A 22,112-nucleotide genomic window follows, 5' to 3' on the forward strand; every position below is an offset into this window, starting at 1 on the left:
GGAAACCCGAGACGACATGCACGACGCGTTCCTCCAGCTCGCCCAATGCATGATCCTCGCCCGCAAGATCCCAGCATTCTGAAAGGACCCCTAAGAGACAGGTCGGCACAGCCCGCGGACTGGGTCGGCAACTGCCGGATAGCGCGCCGTCAGCTCCGCCGCGTCCCCGTGTTCATAGCCCTCGAACGTGAAGCCGGGGGCCATCGTGCAGCCGAACAGGGTCCACTGCCCGCCCTCGCGCACCCTGCCGCCCATCCACGTGCCCGCCGGGATCGTGAACTGGACGTGCTGGCCGTCGAGGACGTCCGGTCCGAGGACCGCCGTCCGCGTGCTGCCGTCCGGGGCGAGCAGGAGGAGCTCCAGGGGGTCGCCGAGGTAGAAGTGCCAGATCTCGTCGGTCGGCAGGCGGTGCAGGGCGGAGAAGTCGTCCGCTGTGAGGAGCGCGACGATCGCCGTGCCCTCCGGTCTGCCGTCGGGGCGTTCGGGACCGGCCCAGGTCTGGCGGAACAGGCCGCCCTCCCGGGGGATCGGCTCCAGGCCGTAGTGAGCGATGAGGTCGTCGGGCGTCACGCGGGGAAGAGTATCTCCCGGTCGAGGAAGGCGAGCTGGGCCTTCTTCTCGGGCAGGTACACGTCCGGCAGGTCGATCTCCGGCAGGACCACCACCGGCCCCGGGGTGAAGCCCATTGTGAGGAAACGGGCGACCGCCTTCTCGTTGCGGACGTCCGGGTCGACCACGATCCGCCGGCGGTCCAGCCCGAGCAGGACGTACCGGGCGACGGCGGTCACGAGCCGTGCGGTCCAGCCGGAGCGGGTGCCGCCCGGGCCGGCGGGGGCGATCAACAGGTGGACGCCGATGTCGCCGGGGCGGACGTCGTAGCACTCGCTGACGCGGTCCGCCTCCGGCTCGTAGGTCTGGAGGAGGGCGACCGGCTCGCCGTCGCGGACGACGAGGTAGGCGTGGTGGGTGGGGAGGGTGTCCATGTGGGCGTAGATCTCGGCGACCTGACGCTCGGTGAGGCCGGTCATGCCCCAGAAGGCGGCCCGGTCCTCGCTCACCCAGCGGTGGACCGTCCCGGCGTCGGCCTCCGGGTCCAGGGGCAGGACGCGGACGGTGCCGAAGCCGTCGGTCACCTGCTCGTGGACGGCCGTGCGGGAGGTGTACGGGTCAGACATCGGTCTCCTTCTTCAGCAGGGTCCAGTCGGTGACGACCGGGACGAGGTCGCCGACGAGCCACAGGGGGAGCTGGTCGCGGTGGTGGGGTGAGCCGGGGACGCCCGAGGCGCCGAGCGGGACGACCCAGCGGCTGTCCTCGCGCCGGGCCAGGTCCCAGACGTAACGGGCCGCCGGGCCGCGCGCGGCGCGGTCGGTGAGGCCCGGCACGCCCGAGGTGCACAGCACGCAGTCGTGGTCGCCGGACAGCCCCGGTTCGTCGTACGGCGTCTCCGGCTCCCGTGCCCGCCAGGGGGCGAGCCGGTGGGTGTCGCCCCAGACACCGGCGGGCGGCCGGGCGGCCACCTCCTCGACCGCCGCGCGCACGGCCGACGCACGGTCGATTCCGTACAGGTCCTCGACCCGCAGCAGGTGTTCGAGGGCGAAGCCCACGCGGGGGAGGAGGGCGAGCCAGGGCTGGAACACCTCCGGATACGGCGGCGGTGTCGCGAGTGCGGCGAAGGCGGGGTGCGCCGCCAGCTGCCGTACGACCGCGCCGCGCACGGCCGAGTAGAGGGCGGCGTCGGCGCTGTCGGCGTCCATGCGGCGGTTCCAGGCGAGGAGGCGGTCTCGGAGGGCGGAGGCCTCGGGGGTCAGGGCGTCGAGGGCGCGGAGGTGGTCCAAGAGGGCGGACGCGGAGGCGAGGTGGGTGTCCGTGTGGATCGCTGGCATGTCGGCGGCGGACCAGCGGTCCTGGCCGACGAGCAGCGCGGTGATGCGGTCGTGGCGGTGGGGCGGGGCGAACTCGACGCCGAGGGGTTCGGCCGGGCCGCGCTGGTTGGCCATGACGGCGACGCCGTCGGTGAGCCCGGCGCGGGGCGTCTCCTGCCAGCCCTGCCACTCGTGCCCGGGCTCCCAGGCGGGCACCAGGCGCAGGCGGTTGGTCTCGGCGCGCAGTGGCACCCGCCCGGCGACGCGGTGCAGGACACCGCCCTCGGTGTCGGCGGCCTGGACGACGTTGACCGGCTCGGCCCACCGGTCGAACGCGCGGTCCACGTCGGTGACCCGGCGGGCCCGCAGCAGCGGCAGCAGGGCGCCGAAGCCGAGGTCGCCGGTGACGCGGGGCGGGTAGCGCAGGCTGATCGCGACGGGCGGGCCGGCCGGGTCCGTCGGGTCGCCGTCGAGTCCCTCGGGACCGCCGATGACCACCGGGCCCCGCTCGGTCTCGATGACCTCGACCTCGACCGGCTCCTCGCCCGCCACCTCGACGATCTCCGTGTGCCGGGCAGCGCGGTGCCAGACCCCGTCGGGGCCGAGGGCCTCCACCCCGGCGCCGGTGCGCCGCAGCCGCTCCCGATACAGGTCCTGGTAGTCGGCCATGGCGTTGGTGATGGCCCAGGCGACCGTGCCGGTGTGCCCGAAGTGGGCGATGCCGGGGACACCGGGGACGGCCAGGCCGACGACGTCGAACTCCGGGCAGGACAGGCGGATCTGCTGGTAGACGCCCGGGTCCTCGATCCAGCGGTGCGGATCACCGGCGATGACCGCGCGCCCGGTGACGGTCCGCTCCCCGCTCACCAGCCAGCCGTTGCTGCCGGAGGTGCCGGGGCCGTCTGTGGCGAACAGGCCGATGGCGTCCGCGCCCAGGCGGGCCGCGACCTGCTCACGCCAGAGCTTGGCCGGGAACCCGGCGAAGAGGATGTGGGTGGCCAGCCAGACGCCGAGCGGGGTCCAGGGGTGCCAGGTGCCGGGGGTGAGGTGGGCGCGGGCGAACTCGGGGGCCGCGTCGGCACCCGCCGCCAGCCCGCTGTTGACCCCCTCCGCATACGCCCGCAGCCAGTCGGCCGTCTCGGGGTCCCGTCTCTCCAGGTCCGTGAAGCAGCGTCTGGCGGTGTCGTCGAGTCTGGCCCGTCTGGCGAACCGGTCCCAGGACAGGGCGCTCTCGCCGAGGAAGGACGCCGAGGTGCCCTGGGCCCGGTGCCGCTCGACCTCCAGCTGCCAGGCCCGGTCGCGGGCGGTGACGAGGCCCTGGGCGCGGGCGAGTTCGGCCGCGCTGCCCGCGCGCAGATGCGGAATGCCCCAGGCGTCGCGGTAGATCTCGGTGGCCACGCTGTGCCCCCACTTTCTTTTAGGTTAGCCTTGCCTAAGTCATAACTGTGGCGGGAATCGTACGTGAAGGGTGAATACGGGATGGGGCAGGGGCGGGGTTGGGAGGGCGCGGTCCTCAAGCTGCTGCGCGCAAAGGATTTCGTGTTCACCCTGACCGGCGCGGAGGACGTCACCCCGGACTACCGGCGGCTGCGCTTCACCGACGGCGGTCTGCTCGCGGCGGCCGGCGTGCACCCGACCATGTGGGTACGGCTGTGGTTCGACAACGCGGGCAAGCCCCACCAGCGGGCCTACACCCTGGTCGACCCGGACCCGGCGGCCGGGACGTTCAGCCTGGAGTTCGCCCTGCACGAGGGCTGCGCCAGCGACTGGGCCAGGGCGGCGAAGCCGGGCGACACCATCGAGGCGACGGTCCAGGGCACCGGCTTCGAGCACCCCGACCCCACTCCCTCCCATGTCTTCGCCGTCGGCGACCCGGCCTCGCTGCCGGCCATCAACTCCCTGCTGGACGCGCTTGGCTCCGCCCCGGCCACCGTCTGGTTCGAGGGTGGCGACGACGATCTGCCGTTCCGCACCGATCCCGCCCGGCACGAGCTGCGCAAGGTGCCGCGCCAGGACTCCGGCGCACACCTGGTCCAGCAGGTGAAGGCGGACCTGCCCGGCCTGCTCCAGGACACGTCCGACCCGTACGTCTGGATCGCCTGCGACACGACGACGACCCGGTCGCTCGCGGCCTACGTCCGCAAGGAACTGGGCCTGCCCAAGCAGCGGGTGCACGCGCTGGGCTACTGGCGGCCGGCGTCGTAGGCCCGGGCGGGCCGGCCTCCGGACGCGGCCCGGCTCGCCCCGAGGGATGATCGGGGCATGGACGTCACTCTTCACCTCGCCCAGGACCCCGAGGCCGACGCGCTGCTCGGGCGCAGTCCGCTCGCCGCGCTGGTCGGGATGCTCCTCGACCAGCAGATCCCGATGGAGTGGGCGTTCAAGGGCCCGGCGACCATCGCCCAGCGGCTCGGCACGGACGACCTGGACGCGCACGAGATCGCCGCGCACGACCCCGAGGCCTTCGCCGCGCTGCTCTCCCACAAGCCGGCGGTGCACCGCTACCCGGGCTCCATGGCCAAGCGCATCCAGCAACTGTGCCAGTACCTCGTCGAGCACTACGACGGTGACGCCGAGGCCGTCTGGAAGGACGCCACGACCGGCAAGGAACTCCTGAAGCGGCTGGCCGAGCTGCCCGGCTTCGGCAAGCAGAAGGCCCAGATCTTCCTGGCCCTGCTCGGCAAGCAGCTCGGAGTGCGGCCACCGGGCTGGCAGGAGGCCGCGGGCTCCTACGGTGAACCGAAGTCCTTCCGCTCGGTGGCCGACATCACCGGCCCCGAGTCGCTGGCGAAGGTCCGGGCCCACAAGCAGGAAATGAAGGCCGCGGCCAAGGCAGCGAAGGCGACGGGCACGTAGCGGACCGCGGGGCCCCCGCCCCGGCCCTCGCGGCCATCATCCGCGCGGCCCGTCCCAGGTGGCGGGAGTCTCCCGGGCGGGCCAAGCATGGATCATGAGCGGCCATCGAGCGGCTCCCCCCGGGGACCGGAGCGCGGCCCTTTCCACCGGCACGCGCCCGGTGCGCCCCGGGGCTCGGGGCCCGACGTCATCGCCCTGCGTAACCGGGGTCGTCGTACGCCCAGCGGGCGGAACTCGCAGTCGGCGGGATGAACCGCGTACTCGCGGCGGGGAACCGCCTCCCGTGAACTCCGCACCGCAGCCGGCCCCCCGCGCCACCCGTCGGAGGACGTGGCCGCGGGTGCTCGTCCTGCTGCTCGCCCTGCTCGTGCCCGGCGCGCACGCCGAGGCGCACGCGGGGCCGATGGCCTCCGTCTCCGCGGAGAGCACGGCCATCGAGTGCGACGTCCTCGACACCGCCCTGCGCCCACCGGCCCGGGGCGCCCGGCGCACAGCCGTCCCTCTGCGCCCCGCCCCGCTCCCGACCTCCGGGCCCGCGTACACCGCGCCGCATCGTGTGCCCGTACCGCCGGCGGCGCGGCACGACCCCCGGCCCCTGTGTTCCGAGGTCCTGCGCTGCTGACAGGGCCGGACACCTGTCCGTCAGCCCGTACGCAGCCATGCGCAGCAACACGGAACGAGGAACACAGCCATGCTCGAAGACCCGTACGCGGTCCTGCGCGCTCTCCTGCGCGCCGAGGCCGTCCGCAACACCCCCAAGCCGTCCCAGCCCCAGCCTCAGCGCCCGTCCGGGCCAAAGACCCGGGAACGGCAGCAGACCCCGCAGGAGAGGGAACGCGGCTGACCGAGCCGCAGAGGCAGAGGCGGAGGCGGTGACGGCCAGGCCAGGGCCAGGCCGGCGCCTCCGCCGCCCCCTTTCGGGCGAACCAGGCGCACGCATTGTGTGATCCACTCCAGGAACGCCTCGGCGGCACGGGCCTGGAGCCGGTCGGCCCGCCTCGGGTGTGTGGGGCCGCCGCACGGTCCCGGGCTCCGGCATATTCACACCCCCGTTCCCGGTTCATACCGCCTTGTGAGGGTTTTTTCAGCGCCGCACTCCGCCGCCACGGCTGCGCCCGGAAGGTCCTGCCCGGTAGGCTTTCCGTGTGATCTTCAAGCGCATCGGAAACGGCCGGCCGTACCCCGACCACGGCCGGGACAGCACCCGGCAGTGGGCGGACGTCGCGCCGCGCCCGGTCCGCCTCGATCAGCTCGTGACGACCAAGCAGCAGCTCGATCTCGAGACGCTCCTCGCCGAGGACTCCACGTTCTACGGCGACCTCTTCGCGCACGTCGTGAAGTGGCAGGGCGACCTGTACCTGGAGGACGGCCTGCACCGCGCGGTGCGGGCGGCGCTCCAGCAGCGTCAGGTGCTGCACGCGCGCGTGCTCGAACTCGACTGACCCCGCCGGGTCACGGGTTGACCCTTTCGGGTCTGCTGGGCGACGTCGAATGATCATCTAGTAGGCATCGTCGCCCAGGCGCACTACGCTGCGCTCATGAGCATGCTGACTCCCCCCGGCATGGGCGGCAAATACCGCATCAAGGGAAACAAGTACCCGCGGATGCGCCGGCCCCGGCGGCGCGGCAGGCTCGTCGGGCTGGTGGTCGTCTCGGCCGCGGTGCTCGGTGTGGGCGGCTGGGGCACGTGGCAGCTCATCGACGTCTTCACCGGCGGCGGCGAAAGGGCCTCGGCGGCCGGCAGCGGGACGGACTGCGCCCCGAAGACCAAGGCGAGCCCCTCGCCCCGCGCCAAGGCCCTGCCCGAACCGCGTGCGATCACGGTCAACGTGCTCAACGCCACCACCCGCAGCGGCCTGGCGAAGAAGACCGCCGACGAGCTGAAGAAGCGCGGCTTCAAGATCGGCGACGTGGGCAACGCGACCAAGCAGTACGACAAGAAGGTCAAGGGCACCGGCGTGCTGCTCGGCCCCGCCTCCGCCCTCGACACCTCGCTGCCGGTGCTCGGCACCCAGCTCCCGGGCGCCGAACGGCGCACCGAGGCGGCCCGCAAGGGCACCGCCCTCGACCTCGTCATCGGCGACGGCTTCAAGGAGCTGGCGAAGAAGCCGGACGCCGACCGGGCCCTGACCAAGCTGGCCACGCCCGAGCCGGCGCCGTCGTCGAAGAAGGGCTGCTGAGCAGCCCGGGCCGCGGGGCCTACTCGGCCGCGCCGTACATCCGGTCCCCCGCGTCGCCGAGGCCCGGCACGATGTAGCCGTGCTCGTTCAGGCGCTCGTCGACCGACGCGGTCACGACCGTCACCGGGGTGCCCGCCAGCTCACGCTCCATGACCTCGACGCCCTCCGGCGCGGCCAGCAGCACCACGGCGGTCACGTCGTCGGCGCCGCGCCGGATCAGCTCCTGGATCGCCGCGACCAGCGTGCCGCCGGTGGCGAGCATCGGGTCCAGCACATACACCTGACGGCCCGACAGGTCCTCCGGCATCCGCGTGGCGTACGTGGAGGCCTGGAGCGTCTCCTCGTTGCGGATCATGCCGAGGAAGCCCACCTCGGCGGTCGGCAGCAGCCGGACCATGCCGTCCAGCATGCCGAGGCCTGCCCGCAGGATCGGCACCACCAGCGGACGCGGGTGGGACAGCTTGACGCCCGTGGTCGTGGCCACCGGCGTCTTGATGTCGACCTGTTCGGTGCGCACGTCGCGCGTGGCCTCGTAGGCGAGCAGGGTGACCAGCTCGTCGGCGAGACGGCGGAAGGTCGCGGAGTCGGTGCGCTGGTCGCGCAGCGTGGTGAGCTTGTGGGCGACCAGAGGGTGGTCGACGACGTGGAGACGCATGCCGACAACAGTAACCGGGCCCGTTGACCCCGGCCGCACGGCAAGCCCGCCGTCCGGCCGTCACCCGTACGCCGGCGTCAAACCGCCCGTCCGGGGGAAAGCGGTAGAGACGGACTGGGGATGGTGAGCCTGATGCCCGACCGGGATTCCCGAGACGATCCGTCGCCGCGCGCACGGCCCGCGCCGGACGCGGAGACATACGAGAACGGGGCCTACGACACCGGCAGGACCGGCAAGACCCGTAGGTCCGGCAAGACCCGTAGGCCCGGCAGGACCGGCAGGACCGGTACGGCCGACAGGACCGGTACGGCCGGTGCCGCCGCTGCGGCCGGTGAGACCCGTAGGCCCGGTGCGCCGGCCCGGATCGTCCAGGCCGAGCCGGTGGACGGGGCGGACGAGACCGACGCCGAGCGCCGGCGGCGGCGCGCCCGTTTCCTGCGCGATCTGGCCGAGGCCCGTGAGCTGCGGGACCGCGTCCAGCCGCGCCGCGTCAAAGTGGCCCGGCTGCGGCACGCGATGCGCATGCGCACCTTCCGCTGGTAGGAAACGCCCGGGGAAACCCCCGATGAAACCTCCGGGGAAGATCACGAACCGCGCGGACGTTGTCGAGGTGGCCCGTGCGTGGAGCGGGGGAAAGCCGCGTACGATCCGCAGGTGGCGGCAACGAGCGTGCGAGCAGAACTGCCGGACACAGGGAGCCGAAGACGTCCCCTGAACGCCTTGTTTCTGCCACGATTCCGAGTGGGTGGGGCTCGGACGAGCACTCCCCGCCCGCAACCTCCGCCGGGGGGACCCCCAACCGGCACGCCTATGACCAGTGGGAGAGTCACGGTGTACTTCGCCGCACTGCTCGCGCGCACCGAAGACGGGTGGGAAGCGAGCGACACAGAGCTCGACGATGTGGAAACCCTGTCGGATCTGGCCGACCTGGCCCGTGAAGCCTCCCCCGACGAGGACACGGTGCTCGTGCTCATCGAGCAGGAGGACGCCTGGTTCGGCGTCGTCCGCGTGGACGGCGAGGACGACCCTCGCATCTACGTCTCGGACGCCGCCGCCGCTGCCCGCAGCAGCTACGGCGAGATCCTGCTCACCGACGAGCTGCTCGGACGCGATCCGGACGACGGGGACGACCTCGACGCCCTCGATCTCGACGGCACGGAGGACGGTGATTCCGACGACGACGAGGCCGGTGACGGCGACCCGGTCGCCGGAACCGGCGAGGCCGTGCCGCACGGCCCGGTCGGCGACGCCCAGATCCTGGACGACCTCGGCGTGAGCGAGAAGGAGCTGCGCTCGCTGGCGACGGACGCCGTCACGGAGATCGCCGAGGCCCTCGGCGCCTCGGAAACCCTGGAGACGGTCCGCTGACCGCACGCACCACCCCGGGACCACCGGATCCCGTACGGGACCCCTGGCGGCCCGCGATGCGACTCGCCCTGGACCAGGCCGCCGAGGCCGTCCGGGGCGGGGACGTACCGGTCGGCGCCGTCGTCCTGGCGCCGGACGGCACGACCGTGCTCGCGGCCGGGCACAACGAACGCGAGGCCGGCGGTGACCCGACGGCCCACGCGGAGATCCTCGCTCTCCGGCGGGCCGCGGCCGCACTCGGCCGGTGGCGGCTCGCCGGATGCACCCTCGTGGTGACGCTGGAGCCCTGCACGATGTGCGCGGGCGCGATCCAGCAGTCGCGCGTCGACCGGCTCGTCTACGGCGCCCGCGACGAGAAGGCCGGCGCGGCCGGTTCCCTCTGGGACCTCGTCCGCGACCGGCGGCTCAACCACCGGCCCGAGGTGATCGAGGGCGTGCTCGCCGAGGAGTGCGCCGGGCTGCTCACCGAGTTCTTCCGCGGCCGCTGACCGTCGCCGCTAACCGATTTCAAAGCACGCCGCACCTTGCTGTAAGGTCTCCCTCGGTAGCGTGTCCGAGCGGCCGAAGGAGCTCGCCTCGAAAGCGAGTGTGGCGCAAGTCACCGAGGGTTCAAATCCCTCCGCTACCGCTGGAGAAGGGCCCCGTCGTCAGACGGGGCCCTTCGTGCGATCATGTGCGCTGCATGGGACACCAGTGACTCGGGAGGCCGCGATGGCGGTGAACGCGAAGAAGGTCGCCGTCTACGTCGTCGTGGTCTTCGTGATGTACGTGATCATCACGGATCCGCAGAAGGCCGCCGACTACATGCTGATAGGGTTTCAGGGCATTTCGGACGCCGCCCGCGCCCTCGGCGACTTCGCCACCTGGGTCGCCGACGGAGGAAAGTGATGATCCGGCACCTGGTCCTCTTCAAGCTCCATGACGGCGTCGAGCGCGACGACCCGCGGGTCGTCAAGGGCGTCGAGGCCTTCCGTGCCCTCGAGGACACGATCCCCGGGATCCGCTTCTGGGAGCTCGGCTGGAACGTCAGCGACCGTCCCATCGCCCATGACTTCGCCATCAACTCGGCCTTCGACGACGCGGACGCGCTGCGCCGGTACGTGGAGCACCCCGACCACCAGGCGGGCGTCGCGCTGTGGCGCGAGTTCGCCACGTGGGTGATCGCCGACTACGAGTTCTGACTCCGCCCCTTCGAGCCCCCCGTCGCTCCGACGGGGGGCTCTTCTGCTGTGGGTGCACATCTATGCCGTATTTCATCCCTCAACACGTAGTTATGGGGTGCTTGCACACAGTGCACATGTCTTGTGATGCTATGACCGCTTTTGATGGAAGAGAGAGTTGACGGATGGGTTGACGGATGACGAGGTGGAGTTGACCGTGCTGGCCAGTACCACACCTCAGGCACCATCCTCGGAACCGGCTCCGCAGCGGAGCCGCGGCGCGGACACCCGCGCCCTCACACAGGTCCTCTTCGCGCAGCTCAAGGAGCTCCAGCCGGGCACGCCGGAGCACGACCGGGTGCGCGGGGCGCTCATCGAGGCCAACCTCCCCCTCGTGCGCTACGCGGCCGCCCGGTTCCGCTCCCGCAACGAACCGATGGAGGACGTCGTCCAGGTGGGCACCATCGGGCTCATCAACGCCATCGACCGCTTCGACCCGGACCGGGGCGTGCAGTTCCCGACGTTCGCGATGCCGACGGTGATCGGCGAGATCAAGCGCTACTTCCGCGACAACGTCCGTACGGTCCATGTGCCGCGCCGGCTGCACGAGCTGTGGGTGCAGGTCAACAGCGCGACCGAGGACCTGACGACCGCCTTCGGGCGCACCCCGACGACCGCGGAGATCGCCGAGCGGCTGCGCATCACCGAGGACGAGGTGCTGTCCTGCATCGAGGCCGGACGCTCGTACCACGCGACCTCCCTGGAGGCCGCCCAGGAGGGCGACGGGCTGCCGGGGCTGCTGGACCGGCTCGGCTACGAGGACCCCGCGCTGGACGGGGTGGAGCACCGGGATCTCGTACGGCATCTGCTCGTCCAGCTGCCCGAGAGGGAGCAGCGCATCCTGCTGCTGCGGTACTACAGCAACCTCACGCAGTCTCAGATCAGTGCGGAACTCGGCGTCTCGCAGATGCACGTCTCGCGGCTACTCGCGCGTAGCTTCCAGCGGTTGCGGTCTGCGAACCGGATCGACGCGTAGCCGCGAACCGGGGTGGTGGGTGGCTGTGAGCCGCCTCGGCACGTAACCGCAAACAGTTGCGAGTGGTAACCGTGGAGAGGGAATCGCTCATCAGGGCCGTTCCCGACAGTTGCGGGCCGAAAAGGCGTCAGGCCCGTTGCTTGCAGGGCGGATTGGCGTCTCAGATGTCGACATGTCACTACAGCGTGTTGCCGACATGTGACATTCTGCGGGAAGCGCGTTTGCCGGGGCTTCGGCGCCGGTATTCAGGTGAAGGCTGCGTTCCCCAGACGGGAGCGTTCGCCGCGACCGTCCCGCGACCCAAAGGGGGTGGCATGTCCGCAGAACAGGGCAGCTCGAAGGTGCTCACGCTCGCGGAGAGCGACACAGCTCCCCATGCTCTCGACTCACTTGGCCCCATCGACGACGTTCCGGCCGAGCTCGCGACCGAGCCCGCCCCGGCGCCTGTGGCCACGGGGGCCATCGACACCCGCACCCTGTCCCGCTCCCTGTTCCTGCGGCTGGCCACGCTCGACGAGGACAGCCCCGAGCGTGCGTACGTCCGTGACACGCTGATCGAGCTCAACCTGCCGCTGGTGCGGTACGCGGCGGCGCGGTTCCGCTCCCGCAACGAGCCGATGGAGGACATCGTCCAGGTCGGCACGATCGGGCTGATCAAGGCGATCGACCGGTTCGACTGCGAACGGGGCGTGGAGTTCCCGACGTTCGCGATGCCGACCGTCGTGGGTGAGATCAAGCGGTTCTTCCGCGACACGTCGTGGTCGGTGCGGGTGCCGCGCCGGCTTCAGGAGCTGCGGCTGGCCCTGACGAAGGCCAGTGACGAGCTCTCGCAGAAGCTGGACCGCTCGCCGACGGTCACCGAACTCGCGTCCGTGCTCGGGGTGTCCGAGGAGGACGTCGTCGACGGGCTGGCGGTGGGGAACGCGTACACGGCGTCCTCGCTGGACTCCCCGGCGCCGGAGGACGACGGCGGCGAGGGCTCGCTGGCGGACCGGCTGGGGTACGAGGACAGCGCCCTGGAGGGCGTCGAGTACCGGGAGTCGCTGAAGCCGCTGCTGGCCAAGCTGCCGCCCCGTGAGCGGCGGATCATCATGCTGCGGTTCTTCGCGAACATGACCCAGTCGCAGATCGGCGAGGAGGTCGGCATCTCGCAGATGCACGTGTCCCGCCTGCTGACGAGGACCCTGGCACAGCTGCGGGAAGGCCTCATCTCGGACTGAGCGTGCGCGCGCCCCGGCGCCCACCCGGTGGTGGTGGGTCGGGGCCGCGCCGGGGGTGTCCGTCCTCGGAACGGCGCGATGGGGTCGGACGCCGACTGACTGTCCGTCGACGCGCCAACCGTTGCGGGCGGACTCCCCCCGACACGTCCCCTTCCGTGCGTACGCGGGTGCGCCTTAGCTGCGGGCAGTCGTGCCTCCCCCAGTGCCTTAAAGGCCTGGGAGGCGCCCCCAGGCGGCACGGATGGGCGCAGCGGCACCCCGCAACGCCGGGCTGCGCACCCACCCGGCCTGAGCGGCAACGCCGAGTGCCCTGCGACGCCGGGTCGCGGACCACCCGACGCCGGAGCCCCCAGTTTCAGTAAAACCGCCGTACGCGCCGCACGGCCGACCGCGTCAGCCCAGCGCCAGCCACGCCACCGCCGCGATCACCGCGACGGCGACGACGACGCCGAGGATGAGACCGATACGCGGCCCGCCACCGCTCGTCGCCGCGGCCTGCCGCCCCTGCGGCGCCTCGTCGACGAACGCGCGGAACATCTGGGTGCTGCCGGCGGGGTCGTGATTGCCCTGCGGGGCCTGGTTGTTAGCCATGGCCCGAGACCCTAGCGAAAACGCCTGGGCTCCCCAAGTGGGGGTTGGCATTCCGTTCAGTCCCACCGGACCCCTCCCCCCAGCCTCACGACCTGCACATTTACTACCGCAATACTTGCCTTTGCCAACTTTTTATGCCGCACTTACCTCTTTTATTTGCCTGCAGCAACCAACAGCTCCTATGGTTGCCCTAAGCAACGAAAGCGGGAGGTGTCATGGCCGAGAGGGCGCAGTACGAAGAGCTGGTCCGCCAGTTCAGTGCCTTCGGCGCCGTGAAGCGGGAGCTCAGCCGGATCATGCCGGCCGACTGCCCCGGCGGTTCGGCGACCGTACTGACCATCCTCGGTCGCCACGGCGACATGCGCATGAGCAAGCTCGCGGAGCTGCTCGCGGTGGACATGTCGGTCACCAGTCGCCATGTCGCGCACGTCGTGGACCGAGGCTGGATCGAACGCTCCCCCGACCCCGCGGACAAGCGCTCCCGGATCCTGCGCCTCACCCCGGCGGGCCACGCACAGCTCGACGAGCTGTCCCGGCGGACCACCGAGGTCCTCGCCGAGCGCCTGAGCGACTGGAGCGACGAGGACGTCGGCCGGCTCACGGACCTGATGGCGCGGCTGAGAGAGAGCTTCGACTGCCGCCCCGCGCCCCGGGCGGCACCACCCGCTGTCGCACAGACCACCCGTACACCCGCAAGCACGTAAGAAAAGGAAGCCCATGGCAACGACCACACCAGCCGGTGTGCGGGCTCATGCCAAGCACGGGGGAGGCTCCCACGGCTCCCCCGGCGGCGGCGCTCCGATGACGCACCGGCAGATCATGGAGGCCCTCACCGGCCTCCTGCTCGGCATGTTCGTCGCGATCCTGTCATCGACGATCGTCTCCAACGCCCTGCCCCGGATCATCGGCGACCTCGGCGGCGGCCAGAGCGCCTACACCTGGGTCGTGACGGCGTCCCTGCTGACGATGACCGCGTCGACGCCCCTGTGGGGCAAGCTCGCCGACCTGTTCTCCAAGAAGCTGCTGATCCAGCTCGCCCTGGTGATCTTCGTTCTGGGCTCCGCGGCGGCCGGCATGTCCCAGAACCCGGGCATGCTCATCACCTTCCGCGCCGTCCAGGGCATCGGCATGGGCGGTCTGTCCGCGCTGGCCCAGATCATCATGGCGGCGATGATCTCGCCCCGTGAGCGCGGGCGTTACAACGGCTACCTGGGCGCCGTCTTCGCCACGGCCATGGTCGGCGGCCCGCTGGTCGGCGGTGTCATCACCGACACGGACTGGCTCGGCTGGCGCTGGTGCTTCTACGTCGGCGTGCCCTTCGCCGTGATCGCCCTGATCGTGCTCCAGAAGACCCTGCACCTGCCCGTGGTGAAGCGGAAGGTCAAGGTCGACTGGGCCGGCGCCTTCTTCATCACCGCGGCCGTCTGCCTGCTGCTGGTCTGGGTGACCTTCGCCGGCGACAAGTACGACTGGGTGTCGTGGCAGACGTACGCGATGGTCGGCGGCTCGGTCGTGCTGCTGGCGCTGTTCGTGCTGGTCGAGGCGAAGGCGAGCGAGCCGATCATCCCGCTGCGGCTGTTCCGCAATCGCACGATCACGCTGGCCTCCCTGGCCTCGCTGTTCGTCGGTGTCGCGATGTTCTCGGGGACCGTGTTCTTCAGCCAGTACTTCCAGCTGGCGCGGGACAAGTCGCCGACGATGTCCGGCGTCATGACCATCCCGATGATCGCGGGCCTGTTCGTCTCCTCCACCCTCTCCGGCCAGGTCATCACCCGGACCGGGCGCTGGAAGGGCTGGCTGCTCGGCGGCGGTGTGCTGGTGACCGCGGGCCTCGGGCTGCTGGGCACGATCCGGTACGACACCGAGTACTGGCACATAGCGATCTTCATGGCGCTGATGGGCCTCGGCATCGGCATGATGATGCAGAACCTGGTGCTCTGCACGCAGAACCAGGTGGAGCCGGGTGACCTGGGCGCCGCCAGCTCCACGGTGACCTTCTTCCGGTCCCTGGGCGGTGCCGTGGGCGTCTCGGCGCTGGGCGCGGTCCTGGGCAACAAGATCACCGACTACGTCAAGGACGGCCTCGCCGGCCTCGGCGCCAAGGGCCAGGCCCTCGGCCACGCCGGCACGGGCGGTGGCGGCATCCCCGACCTGAATGCGATGCCCGCGCCGATCCGCACCGTCGTGGAGAGCGCCTACGGCCACGGTGTCGCGGACGTGTTCCTCTACTCGGCCCCGCTGGCGCTGCTCGCGCTGCTGGTGTCGCTGTTCATCAAGGAGGTCCCGTTGAAGACGAAGGGTGGGCTGGCGCAGGCGGCGGACACCGACGCCCGCGCGGAGGCTCCCGCCGTGGCGGCCGCCGAGGCTCCCGTCGCGGAGAAGGCCGTGCCGAGCTGGGCCGTGGCGGACACCGAGACCGCCGACGGCACCGGGCCCGAGGGCACGCAGCGGCTCGCCGCCGTCGCCACGGCGACCCGGGCCGAGGAGCCCGCGTCCGGTGGGAACGGTGTGCCGGTCCGCGGCTTCGTCCGCGGCAACGAGAGCACCCCCGTGCCGCAGGCCGCCGTCACGCTGATCTCGCTGGCCGGGCGTCAGCTGGGCCGGTCCGTGGCGCAGGCCGACGGCTCCTACGCCCTCGACGCGCCGGGCGCCGGGTCGTACGTGCTGATCGCCTCCGCCGACGGCTACCAGCCGCAGGCGTCCACGGTCGTGGTGAACGGCGAGCCGGTCGCCTACGACATCCTGCTCAGCGGCACCAGCGGGCTGACCGGCCTGGTGCGGGCCGCCGACGGCGGGCAGCCGGTCAAGGACGCGATGGTCATCGTGACCGACGTGCGCGGGGACCTGCTGGCCACCCAGGCCACCGGTGAGCAGGGCGAGTTCTCCTTCACCGAGCTGGTGCCCGGGGCGGTGACCGTCGCGGTGAACGCCACCGGGTACCGGCCGCGCGCCCTGCCCGTCGAGGTGGGCGGCACCGGGGTCACCCGGGTCGAGATCGACCTGGACTCGGGCGCCCGCGTCCAGGGTGTCGTCCGCGCCCCGCACGGCCCGCTGGCCGACGCCCGGGTGACGCTGGTCGACCAGGCGGGCAACGTCGTCGGCTCGGCCACGACCGGCTCGGACGGGGCGTACGCCTTCACCGACCTGGACGGCGGCGAGTACACCGTCATCGCCACGGGCTACCCGCCGGTGGCCACCGCCCTGACGGTCACGGGCCGCGGCACCGACGCCCACGACATCGAACTCGCCCACCCCGGCGAGTAGGACAAGCCCCGGCCCGTGGCGGTGGGCGCGCTCCGAGCGGAGGCGCGCCCCTGCCACGGGCCGGTTTCCTTTCGAGTTTCTGTTTTTTGGGGAGTTAGCTGAGATGGGACTGACCGCGAGGATCCGTACCCGGGACGGTTGGGCCGTGTCGCACGCGGTCGTCACCGTGGCCGACATGACCGGTGCGCAGGCCCTGCGCGCCGAGGCCGATGCGGAGGGCGCCGTCCGGGACGCGACGCCACTGGAGCCGGGGGCGTACACCGTCATCGTCACCGCCGTCGGCTACGCGCCCGCCGCCTCCAGCGTGATCGTCACGGCGAGCGGCCGGGCCGAGGTCGGCACGGTGACACTGGCGCGGCAGGGCGGCACCGAGCTGCCGCCGCCGGGGCCGTGGACGGTCGACCCGGTGCACTCCAGTGTGGCCGCCGTGGCACAGCACCTGGGCATCTCCAGCGTGCACGGCCGGTTCACGGAGTTCTCCGGCTCGATCGAGATCGCCCCGGACGACGTCACCAAGTCCCGTGTGGAGGCGGTGATCCGGGCCGCGTCCATCGACACCGGCAACGGCATGCGCGACGGGCACCTGAAGTCGCCGGACTTCCTGGACGTCGAGCGGTTCCCCGAGATCACCTACCGCTCGACGGGGCTCACGGCGACCGGGTCCGACCGGTGGACCGTGCACGGCGAGCTGGGCATGCACGGGGTCGTACGGGCCGTGGACCTGGACCTGGCCTACCTCGGCACGGGTCCGGACCCGTGGGGCGGCACCCGGGCGGCGTTTCGCGCCACGACCGAGCTGCACCGCGAGGACTTCGCGATGAACTACAACCAGGTCCTCCAGGCCGGCATCGCCGCCATCGGCACCACGCTCAAGGTGGAGCTGGACATCCAGGCCGTGCAGGGCGAGTCACTTCCGGCCGTCTGAGGCCGGTCCCGAGACCTTCGCCACCAACTGGTCGCAGAGGTCCCGGAGTTTGACGTTCCGGTGCTGTGAGGCACGGCGCAGCCGCTCCAGCGCGTCCCGGGCGTCGATCCGCTCCCGGGCCATGAGGATGCCGATCGCCTGATCGATGACACTGCGGGAGAGCAGCGCGGTGCGCACGTCGGCCGCCGACTGGCGCTGGTGCTCGATACGCAGCGCGACGTCGATCGCTCCTCCCGCCCGGGCCGCGAAGGTCCGGGCCGTGTCCCGGGCCGCGCCGAGCACCCCGGGCCGCAGGCCGTAGTAGTTGATCGCCGCTCCCGTCTCGCCCTCGACGGCGAGCGGTACCGCCAGCGCGCACCTCACGCCCTTGGCCAGCGCGTACGGCGTGTACGCCGGCCAGCGGGACTCCTCGGCCAGGTCGGGTGCGTACTGCTCGACGCCGGTCTCGGCGGCCTCGACGCAGGGGCCCGAGCCGTTCTCGTACTGCCTCTGGTCCAGGCCGCTGGGCAGGCCGTCGCTGCCGGCCAGGGTGAGCAGCCGGCCGCTGCGGCGCACCGTGATGCTGCACGCGGCCGCGCCCGGCACCTCCTGCACCGCACGGTCGGTCAAATCGCGCAGCAGGGTGTCGAGACCGCTGCTGCGCACCATCGCCTGGTCCAGCGTGTCGGACGTCTCGGAGCTCATGGACGTACGGGTATCCCGTCGGCGTTCCTTAACGCCCCCGCCCTAACTCACGGTGCCTCATGTGGAGTTGTGAGAACCGACGATCCCGCGGGCCAGGTCGCGCAGTTTCACGTTCTCCCGCTGGGAGGCCCGCACCAGGCTCTCGAAGGCGGCGGCCGCGTCGATGCCCTGGCGCTCCATGAGGATGCCGGTGGCCTGGCCGATCAGGTCCCGGGTGTGCATGGCCTCGGTGAGCTGCTCGCGCACGGTGGCGGAGTCCAGGGCGATGCTGACGTGCGCGGTGAACAGCCGGCCGATGCGCGCCGCGTCCTCGTCGAAGGCGCCCGGTTTGCGCGCGTAGGCGGTGAGCACGGTCAGCCGGCGGCGGTCGGCGCGCAGCCGCAGTGACAGCGCCGAGCGCAGTCCCAGGGCGGACAGCACGTCCCAGCCGTCGTCGGCCTCGCTGTCCGTCACCCGCGCCACCGGGCTGTGCCACAACTGGTCCCAGTGCCCCTGCGGTTCGCGGCCGCCGTGCCGGGCCTCGGCGGAGCGTACGACGTCGTCGCTCCAGGCGAGCGTACGGAACTTGTTGCCGCGCTCGATCTCGGAGATGCCGGCGTGTTCGGCCCCGGGCATGAGGTGCACGGCCAGCCGGACCGCCGTGCGCAGCGTGTGGTGCGGCGAGGTCTTCTCGTGCAGCTGCTGAGCCGCCACCGTCAGGGCCTCGGCCAGCTCCAAGCCGACCGGAAAACGGGGCAAATCAGGAAACTCGGACGCAGCCACCACGAACCTCTTCGGCATGCACGACCATGGCCGTGCGCAGGAGAGCTCCGCAGCACATTCCCGACTGCGAGCACAGGACGGACAGCACTCTAGCTGCTCGGTTGCGTCCAGGTGACGTCCGGCCGACGGCCGCCACAGGCGCTTCCCCAGCCGCGACCCGGCGTGGTGGAATGGGCCCGAGGGTCAGGAAGCGGCCTTACCGGAAAACGGACGAACGTCTGTCAGGTGAGCGCTGTGACTTTCTTCCCGAATCCCACCGAATCGCCGGACCTGCCCGGCCGCGTTCGTCTCACCCTGCCCGCCGAGATCGACTTCGGCAACGCGGAGCAGCTGCTTCCGCTCATCGTGTCGGAGACCCGGGCCCGTGGTGACCGGCTCGAGGTGCTCGTCCTCGACCTCACCGCGACCCACTTCATGGACTCCCAGGGCATCCGCCTCATCAACGACGTACGCCACCGGCTGCGCCCCGGGGCCCGGATGCGTGTGGTGGCCCGGCCGGACGGTGTCGCGAGCCGCGTGCTGGAGCTGACCGGCCTGCGCCGGGACGTGCCCGTGTACGACAACCTCGCCGAGGCCATGGCGTCGTAGGCTGCCTGGCATGGCACCGAACATCGCGACGAACACCCGCGTCTCCCTCGACGAGTTGCTCGACTTCGTACGGCCCCGGCACCACGCGATCCTGCTGACCCGGCGGTCCGACGGCGGCCCCCAGGGCTCGCCGCTGACCTGCGGGGTCGACGACTCCGGCCGGATCGTCGTCTCGACGTACCCGGAGCGGGCCAAGACCCGCAACGCCAAGCGGGACCCGCGCGTCAGCCTGCTCGTCCTCAGCGACGACTGGAACGGCCCCTGGGTCCAGATCGACGGCACGGCCGAGGTCCTCGACACCCCCGACTCCGTCGAACCGCTCGTGGAGTACTACCGGAACATCGCCGGGGAGCACCCCGACTGGGACGAGTACCGCGCGGCGATGGTCAAGCAGGGCAAGTCGATCATCCGCATCACACCGGAGCGGTGGGGGCCGGTGGCGACCGGCGGGTTCCCGGCGCGGCTGGTCGAGGGGGAGTAGCGGGAAACCCCGCTCAGTCCCCCCGGCTCAGTCCCCCCGCTCAGTCTCCCCGCTCAGTCCCCCCGGCTCAGTCCTCCCGCTCCCGGGCGACCATGGCCTCGATGCCCGCGATCAGCAGTTCCAGCGCGAACTCGAAGTCCCGCTCCAGCATCTCGGCGACGGTGTCACCGCCGCGCGCCGCCATGATCTCCTGGGACTCCTTGATGACGTCGGCGTCCTGCGGGGCCGCGTTCGCCGTGGTCAGGGACTGCTGGAAGTACTCGTCCACGGTCATGCCCCGGGCCGCGGCCCGGGCGGAGAGATGGCCCTCCAGCGTGCCGTAGCCGTAGACGAACTGGAAGACGGCCGAGATCGTGCTCGTCAGGCGCTTCGCGGGAAGTCCGGTCCGGCGGACGACGTGCTGGACGACCCGTGAGAAGGCCAGGTTGTTGGGGCCGATGTTGAGGAAGACGCCGACCAGGGAGGACACCCAGCGGTGACGCACCAGCAGAGTCCGGTACTCCCGCGCCAGCGCCCGCACCTGGTCCCGCCAGTCCTCGTCGGCGTCCGGATCGGGCAGCCGCATCTCGCCCATGACCTCGTCCAGGGCGAGTTCGAGGAGGTCGTCCTTGGTGTCGACGTACCAGTAGACGGACATCGCGGTGACGTTCAGCTCACCGGCCAGCCGCCGCATCGAGAACTTGGCCAGCCCTTCGGCGTCGAGCAGCCGCACGGTGACCTCGACGATGCGCGCCCGGTCCAGCCCCGAGGGCTGCCCTCCGCCGCCACGCCGCCGGTGCGCTTTGCTCTCCAGCCAGACGCTGGTCCGCGCGGCCTTGTCGGACGCCTTCGCCATGGCGCACCTTCCTCAACTTGCCAACGCCGATCATGCTAGGCGTCCCCTTAGGGGCGCGAGGAACTGCGCGACCAGCCACAACGCACCCGCACCCGCAAGACGACGAGGAGGCCCGAGCTCCTAGGCGGATTCTGCCCGCTCAGCCCGCCGCAGCAACGCCGCCGCGACCAACCCCCCGGCCAGCACAGCCACCGCCCCCACCAACTGACTGGTCTCCAGCCCGGACGCGAACGCGTCGGAAATACGCGCCCTCTCCTCAGCCGAGCCCGCCGCCGCGAGCGCCGCCGGCAACGATGCCGCCGACACGGCGACCAACGACGCGAACCGCGAATTGAGCACCGCGCCGAGGACCGCGACCCCGAGCCCGTTGCCGAACTCCGCGAGCGTCCCGTTGATCCCCGCTCCCACGCCCGCCTTCTCCGGCGGTATCGCACTCATGATCGCGTTGGCCATGGCCGGCATGGACAACGCCACACCCGCGCCCATCACGACCAGGCCGAGCAGCATCCCGCCGTACCCGTGTCCGCCGAGCAGCGCGATCGCCGCCAGCCCGGCCGACACCAGGGTCATGCCGAGCGCGATGGCCGCCGGCGTACCGGCCTTGAGCACGAGCTTCGCGCCGAGCCCCGTGAAGTTGAGCGCCACCACGGTCAACGCCAACGGCGCCGTCCGCAGACCGGCGTCCAGCGGCTCGTAGCCGAGCACGAACTGGAGGTGCTGGGTGAGCAGGAACAGCGAGCCCGTCATGCCGAACGCCACGAGGATCGCGCCCGCGACCGCGCCCACGAACTTCTGGTTGCGGAAGAAGTGCATGTCGAGCATCGGGTTCTCGGTCCGCAGCTCCCACAGCACGAAGAGCCCGAGTACGGCCACGCCGATGAGCGCGGAGACCAGCACCTGGCCGGACGTCCAGCCGTGCTCGGGGCCGGTGATGATCGCGTACACGACGGACGTCATGCCGATGGTCGACAGCACCGCGCCGACCAGGTCGGGCCGGTCACCCGTCCTGTGCTTGGACTCCGGCACGAGGGCCGCGACGGCGATCAGGCCGAGTACGGCGACCGGGATGTTGATCAGGAAGATCGCGCCCCACCAGAAGTGGTTCAGCATCACTCCGCCGATCAGCGGCCCGGCCGCGAAACCGAGCGAACTGACCGTGGACCACAGCGCGATGGCCTTGACGCGCTCCTTGTCGTCGAAGATCTGCACGACGACGGCGAGGATCGTGGTCATCAGCAGCGCGCCGCCGACGCCCATGCCGGCGCGGGCCGCGATCAGCTGGACCGGGCTCTGGGACAGCCCGGCCACCAGCGAGCCCACGCCGAAGATCACCAGGCCCGCCATCAGCAGCAGCTTGCGGCCGTAGCGGTCGGCGGCGTTGCCCGCCGTGAGCAGCAGGCCGGACTGCACCAGTGAGTAGGCGTTCATCATCCACTGGACGTCGGCGGTCGTCGCGTTCATCTCGCGGGTGAGCGAGGGAATCGCCACGTTCAGGATCGTGTTGTCGAGCAGCACGGTGAGCTGCGCGAGGCAGATGACACCGAGGATCAGCCAGCGCTGGGGGTGGCCACCGGATGCCGTCTGCGGCGGGGCCTCTTCCTGGGGGGACGTGGTCATGCTGTACACCGTAGAATAATTCCCATA

27 protein-coding genes and 1 tRNA gene are annotated in these 22,112 nt (G+C 71.4%); 19 read left to right on the top strand and 9 right to left on the bottom strand.

Annotated features, from left to right (window positions below):
• Window positions 1–90: 90 nt before the first annotated feature.
• From ABZ192_RS33220 to ABZ192_RS33230, 3 genes are read right to left on the bottom strand one after another with little or no spacing between them, the layout of a single operon-like run.
• Window positions 91–570: a cupin domain-containing protein gene (locus ABZ192_RS33220; protein ID WP_356928188.1), complete on the bottom strand. Its 480-nt coding sequence runs from the start codon at window positions 568–570 to the stop codon at window positions 91–93.
• Entirely contained in the window at window positions 567–1,175 is a 609-nt protein-coding gene (locus tag ABZ192_RS33225; RefSeq protein ID WP_356928189.1) for a GNAT family N-acetyltransferase, read from the bottom strand. The genes ABZ192_RS33220 and ABZ192_RS33225 overlap by 4 nt, the downstream gene beginning before the upstream one ends.
• Window positions 1,168–3,261: a penicillin acylase family protein gene (locus ABZ192_RS33230; RefSeq protein WP_356928190.1), complete on the bottom strand. Its 2,094-nt coding sequence runs from the start codon at window positions 3,259–3,261 to the stop codon at window positions 1,168–1,170. Before ABZ192_RS33230 ends, ABZ192_RS33225 begins: the two co-directional genes overlap by 8 nt.
• Before the next feature lie 81 nt (window positions 3,262–3,342).
• Between ABZ192_RS33230 and ABZ192_RS33235 the strand changes: the two genes are divergently transcribed.
• The 6 genes from ABZ192_RS33235 to ABZ192_RS33260 all read left to right on the top strand — a co-directional run bounded on the left by ABZ192_RS33235 (window position 3,343) and on the right by ABZ192_RS33260 (window position 6,899).
• Window positions 3,343–4,068 carry a siderophore-interacting protein gene (locus tag ABZ192_RS33235; RefSeq protein WP_356928270.1) on the top strand — a complete coding sequence of 242 codons (726 nt, stop codon included), beginning with the start codon at window positions 3,343–3,345 and terminating at the stop codon, window positions 4,066–4,068.
• A 57-nt stretch (window positions 4,069–4,125) separates the two neighbouring features.
• Entirely contained in the window at window positions 4,126–4,719 is a 594-nt protein-coding gene (locus tag ABZ192_RS33240; protein WP_356928191.1) for an HhH-GPD-type base excision DNA repair protein, read from the top strand.
• 283 nt (window positions 4,720–5,002) lie between these two features.
• On the top strand, window positions 5,003–5,341 hold the full coding sequence (locus ABZ192_RS33245; RefSeq protein ID WP_356928192.1) for a hypothetical protein: 339 nt from the start codon (window positions 5,003–5,005) through the stop codon (window positions 5,339–5,341).
• A 69-nt stretch (window positions 5,342–5,410) separates the two neighbouring features.
• Window positions 5,411–5,563, top strand: a complete 153-nt coding sequence (locus ABZ192_RS33250) for a hypothetical protein (protein WP_356928194.1) — start codon at window positions 5,411–5,413, stop codon at window positions 5,561–5,563.
• Window positions 5,564–5,864: 301 nt separating this feature from the next.
• On the top strand, window positions 5,865–6,161 hold the full coding sequence (locus ABZ192_RS33255; protein WP_003991361.1) for a type II toxin-antitoxin system VapB family antitoxin: 297 nt from the start codon (window positions 5,865–5,867) through the stop codon (window positions 6,159–6,161).
• A gap of 120 nt (window positions 6,162–6,281) precedes the next feature.
• Entirely contained in the window at window positions 6,282–6,899 is a 618-nt protein-coding gene (locus tag ABZ192_RS33260; RefSeq protein WP_356928271.1) for a LytR C-terminal domain-containing protein, read from the top strand.
• A 19-nt stretch (window positions 6,900–6,918) separates the two neighbouring features.
• Here the strand turns inward: ABZ192_RS33260 and upp are convergent, their stop codons facing one another.
• Window positions 6,919–7,554, bottom strand: coding sequence for a uracil phosphoribosyltransferase (gene upp, locus ABZ192_RS33265; protein WP_037671908.1), 636 nt, complete (start codon window positions 7,552–7,554; stop codon window positions 6,919–6,921).
• A gap of 363 nt (window positions 7,555–7,917) precedes the next feature.
• On the opposite strand from upp, the gene ABZ192_RS33270 reads away from it, so the two are divergent.
• From ABZ192_RS33270 to ABZ192_RS33305, 8 genes are all read left to right on the top strand, one after another.
• Window positions 7,918–8,097 carry a hypothetical protein gene (locus ABZ192_RS33270; RefSeq protein WP_356928272.1) on the top strand — a complete coding sequence of 60 codons (180 nt, stop codon included), beginning with the start codon at window positions 7,918–7,920 and terminating at the stop codon, window positions 8,095–8,097.
• Between the two features lie 288 nt (window positions 8,098–8,385).
• Window positions 8,386–8,922, top strand: a complete 537-nt coding sequence (locus tag ABZ192_RS33275; protein ID WP_356928273.1) for a hypothetical protein — start codon at window positions 8,386–8,388, stop codon at window positions 8,920–8,922.
• Window positions 8,923–8,978: 56 nt separating this feature from the next.
• A complete protein-coding gene (gene tadA, locus ABZ192_RS33280) occupies window positions 8,979–9,410 on the top strand; it encodes a tRNA adenosine(34) deaminase TadA (RefSeq protein ID WP_356928195.1) in 432 nt (143 codons plus the stop codon).
• Window positions 9,411–9,465: 55 nt separating this feature from the next.
• Window positions 9,466–9,550, top strand: a tRNA-Ser gene (locus tag ABZ192_RS33285).
• Between the two features lie 83 nt (window positions 9,551–9,633).
• Window positions 9,634–9,810: a hypothetical protein gene (locus ABZ192_RS33290; RefSeq protein WP_356928196.1), complete on the top strand. Its 177-nt coding sequence runs from the start codon at window positions 9,634–9,636 to the stop codon at window positions 9,808–9,810.
• Complete coding sequence (locus tag ABZ192_RS33295) at window positions 9,810–10,103, top strand: Dabb family protein (RefSeq protein WP_356928197.1); 294 nt, start codon at window positions 9,810–9,812, stop codon at window positions 10,101–10,103. Before ABZ192_RS33290 ends, ABZ192_RS33295 begins: the two co-directional genes overlap by 1 nt.
• Before the next feature lie 184 nt (window positions 10,104–10,287).
• On the top strand, window positions 10,288–11,118 hold the full coding sequence (locus tag ABZ192_RS33300; protein ID WP_356928274.1) for an RNA polymerase sigma factor SigF: 831 nt from the start codon (window positions 10,288–10,290) through the stop codon (window positions 11,116–11,118).
• A 314-nt stretch (window positions 11,119–11,432) separates the two neighbouring features.
• Window positions 11,433–12,338 (top strand): RNA polymerase sigma factor SigF, encoded by a 906-nt coding sequence (locus tag ABZ192_RS33305; protein WP_356928198.1) that lies wholly within the window; start codon window positions 11,433–11,435, stop codon window positions 12,336–12,338.
• 393 nt (window positions 12,339–12,731) lie between these two features.
• Here ABZ192_RS33305 and ABZ192_RS33310 read toward each other — a convergent pair whose 3' ends face one another.
• On the bottom strand, window positions 12,732–12,929 hold the full coding sequence (locus tag ABZ192_RS33310; protein ID WP_356928199.1) for a hypothetical protein: 198 nt from the start codon (window positions 12,927–12,929) through the stop codon (window positions 12,732–12,734).
• 215 nt (window positions 12,930–13,144) lie between these two features.
• Here ABZ192_RS33310 and ABZ192_RS33315 point away from each other — a divergent pair, with 215 nt between their 5' ends.
• The 3 genes from ABZ192_RS33315 to ABZ192_RS33325 all read left to right on the top strand — a co-directional run bounded on the left by ABZ192_RS33315 (window position 13,145) and on the right by ABZ192_RS33325 (window position 17,118).
• Window positions 13,145–13,633, top strand: a complete 489-nt coding sequence (locus tag ABZ192_RS33315; protein WP_356928200.1) for a MarR family transcriptional regulator — start codon at window positions 13,145–13,147, stop codon at window positions 13,631–13,633.
• Window positions 13,634–13,646: 13 nt separating this feature from the next.
• The gene (locus tag ABZ192_RS33320) at window positions 13,647–16,193 is read left to right on the top strand and encodes an MFS transporter (protein WP_356928201.1); all 2,547 of its coding nucleotides are present in this window, start codon (window positions 13,647–13,649) and stop codon (window positions 16,191–16,193) included.
• 103 nt (window positions 16,194–16,296) lie between these two features.
• Window positions 16,297–17,118 carry a YceI family protein gene (locus tag ABZ192_RS33325; protein WP_356928202.1) on the top strand — a complete coding sequence of 274 codons (822 nt, stop codon included), beginning with the start codon at window positions 16,297–16,299 and terminating at the stop codon, window positions 17,116–17,118.
• Here ABZ192_RS33325 and ABZ192_RS33330 read toward each other — a convergent pair.
• A complete protein-coding gene (locus tag ABZ192_RS33330) occupies window positions 17,101–17,802 on the bottom strand; it encodes a GAF and ANTAR domain-containing protein (protein ID WP_356928203.1) in 702 nt (233 codons plus the stop codon). The genes ABZ192_RS33325 and ABZ192_RS33330 overlap by 18 nt on opposite strands.
• A 57-nt stretch (window positions 17,803–17,859) precedes the next feature.
• Window positions 17,860–18,582 carry an ANTAR domain-containing protein gene (locus ABZ192_RS33335; protein WP_356928204.1) on the bottom strand — a complete coding sequence of 241 codons (723 nt, stop codon included), beginning with the start codon at window positions 18,580–18,582 and terminating at the stop codon, window positions 17,860–17,862.
• 216 nt (window positions 18,583–18,798) lie between these two features.
• Here ABZ192_RS33335 and ABZ192_RS33340 point away from each other — a divergent pair, with 216 nt between their 5' ends.
• A complete protein-coding gene (locus tag ABZ192_RS33340) occupies window positions 18,799–19,152 on the top strand; it encodes an STAS domain-containing protein (protein WP_356928275.1) in 354 nt (117 codons plus the stop codon).
• Between the two features lie 10 nt (window positions 19,153–19,162).
• Window positions 19,163–19,633, top strand: coding sequence for a PPOX class F420-dependent oxidoreductase (locus tag ABZ192_RS33345; protein ID WP_306965611.1), 471 nt, complete (start codon window positions 19,163–19,165; stop codon window positions 19,631–19,633).
• Window positions 19,634–19,700: 67 nt separating this feature from the next.
• Here the strand turns inward: ABZ192_RS33345 and ABZ192_RS33350 are convergent, their stop codons facing one another.
• Together ABZ192_RS33350 and ABZ192_RS33355 are read right to left on the bottom strand one after the other, a co-directional pair.
• Complete coding sequence (locus tag ABZ192_RS33350; RefSeq protein ID WP_356928205.1) at window positions 19,701–20,468, bottom strand: TetR/AcrR family transcriptional regulator; 768 nt, start codon at window positions 20,466–20,468, stop codon at window positions 19,701–19,703.
• 120 nt (window positions 20,469–20,588) lie between these two features.
• Window positions 20,589–22,085, bottom strand: a complete 1,497-nt coding sequence (locus tag ABZ192_RS33355; RefSeq protein WP_356928206.1) for an MFS transporter — start codon at window positions 22,083–22,085, stop codon at window positions 20,589–20,591.
• Window positions 22,086–22,112 lie beyond the last annotated feature (27 nt).

The sequence above is a fragment of the Streptomyces sp. NPDC006235 genome, from assembly GCF_040613735.1.
Classification (GTDB): domain Bacteria; phylum Actinomycetota; class Actinomycetes; order Streptomycetales; family Streptomycetaceae; genus Streptomyces.

Coding starts and splice junctions, on each gene's coding strand:
- ABZ192_RS33225 (WP_356928189.1), bottom strand. CDS start 1,175: ATGTCTGACCCGTACACCTCCCGCACGGCCGTCCACGAGCAGGTGACC.
- ABZ192_RS33235 (WP_356928270.1), top strand. CDS start 3,343: ATGGGGCAGGGGCGGGGTTGGGAGGGCGCGGTCCTCAAGCTGCTGCGC.
- ABZ192_RS33240 (WP_356928191.1), top strand. CDS start 4,126: ATGGACGTCACTCTTCACCTCGCCCAGGACCCCGAGGCCGACGCGCTG.
- ABZ192_RS33250 (WP_356928194.1), top strand. CDS start 5,411: ATGCTCGAAGACCCGTACGCGGTCCTGCGCGCTCTCCTGCGCGCCGAG.
- ABZ192_RS33260 (WP_356928271.1), top strand. CDS start 6,282: ATGGGCGGCAAATACCGCATCAAGGGAAACAAGTACCCGCGGATGCGC.
- upp (WP_037671908.1), bottom strand. CDS start 7,554: ATGCGTCTCCACGTCGTCGACCACCCTCTGGTCGCCCACAAGCTCACC.
- tadA (WP_356928195.1), top strand. CDS start 8,979: ATGCGACTCGCCCTGGACCAGGCCGCCGAGGCCGTCCGGGGCGGGGAC.
- ABZ192_RS33290 (WP_356928196.1), top strand. CDS start 9,634: ATGGCGGTGAACGCGAAGAAGGTCGCCGTCTACGTCGTCGTGGTCTTC.
- ABZ192_RS33295 (WP_356928197.1), top strand. CDS start 9,810: ATGATCCGGCACCTGGTCCTCTTCAAGCTCCATGACGGCGTCGAGCGC.
- ABZ192_RS33305 (WP_356928198.1), top strand. CDS start 11,433: ATGTCCGCAGAACAGGGCAGCTCGAAGGTGCTCACGCTCGCGGAGAGC.
- ABZ192_RS33310 (WP_356928199.1), bottom strand. CDS start 12,929: ATGGCTAACAACCAGGCCCCGCAGGGCAATCACGACCCCGCCGGCAGC.
- ABZ192_RS33315 (WP_356928200.1), top strand. CDS start 13,145: ATGGCCGAGAGGGCGCAGTACGAAGAGCTGGTCCGCCAGTTCAGTGCC.
- ABZ192_RS33320 (WP_356928201.1), top strand. CDS start 13,647: ATGGCAACGACCACACCAGCCGGTGTGCGGGCTCATGCCAAGCACGGG.
- ABZ192_RS33325 (WP_356928202.1), top strand. CDS start 16,297: ATGGGACTGACCGCGAGGATCCGTACCCGGGACGGTTGGGCCGTGTCG.
- ABZ192_RS33330 (WP_356928203.1), bottom strand. CDS start 17,802: ATGAGCTCCGAGACGTCCGACACGCTGGACCAGGCGATGGTGCGCAGC.
- ABZ192_RS33335 (WP_356928204.1), bottom strand. CDS start 18,582: ATGCCGAAGAGGTTCGTGGTGGCTGCGTCCGAGTTTCCTGATTTGCCC.
- ABZ192_RS33345 (WP_306965611.1), top strand. CDS start 19,163: ATGGCACCGAACATCGCGACGAACACCCGCGTCTCCCTCGACGAGTTG.
- ABZ192_RS33350 (WP_356928205.1), bottom strand. CDS start 20,468: ATGGCGAAGGCGTCCGACAAGGCCGCGCGGACCAGCGTCTGGCTGGAG.
- ABZ192_RS33355 (WP_356928206.1), bottom strand. CDS start 22,085: ATGACCACGTCCCCCCAGGAAGAGGCCCCGCCGCAGACGGCATCCGGT.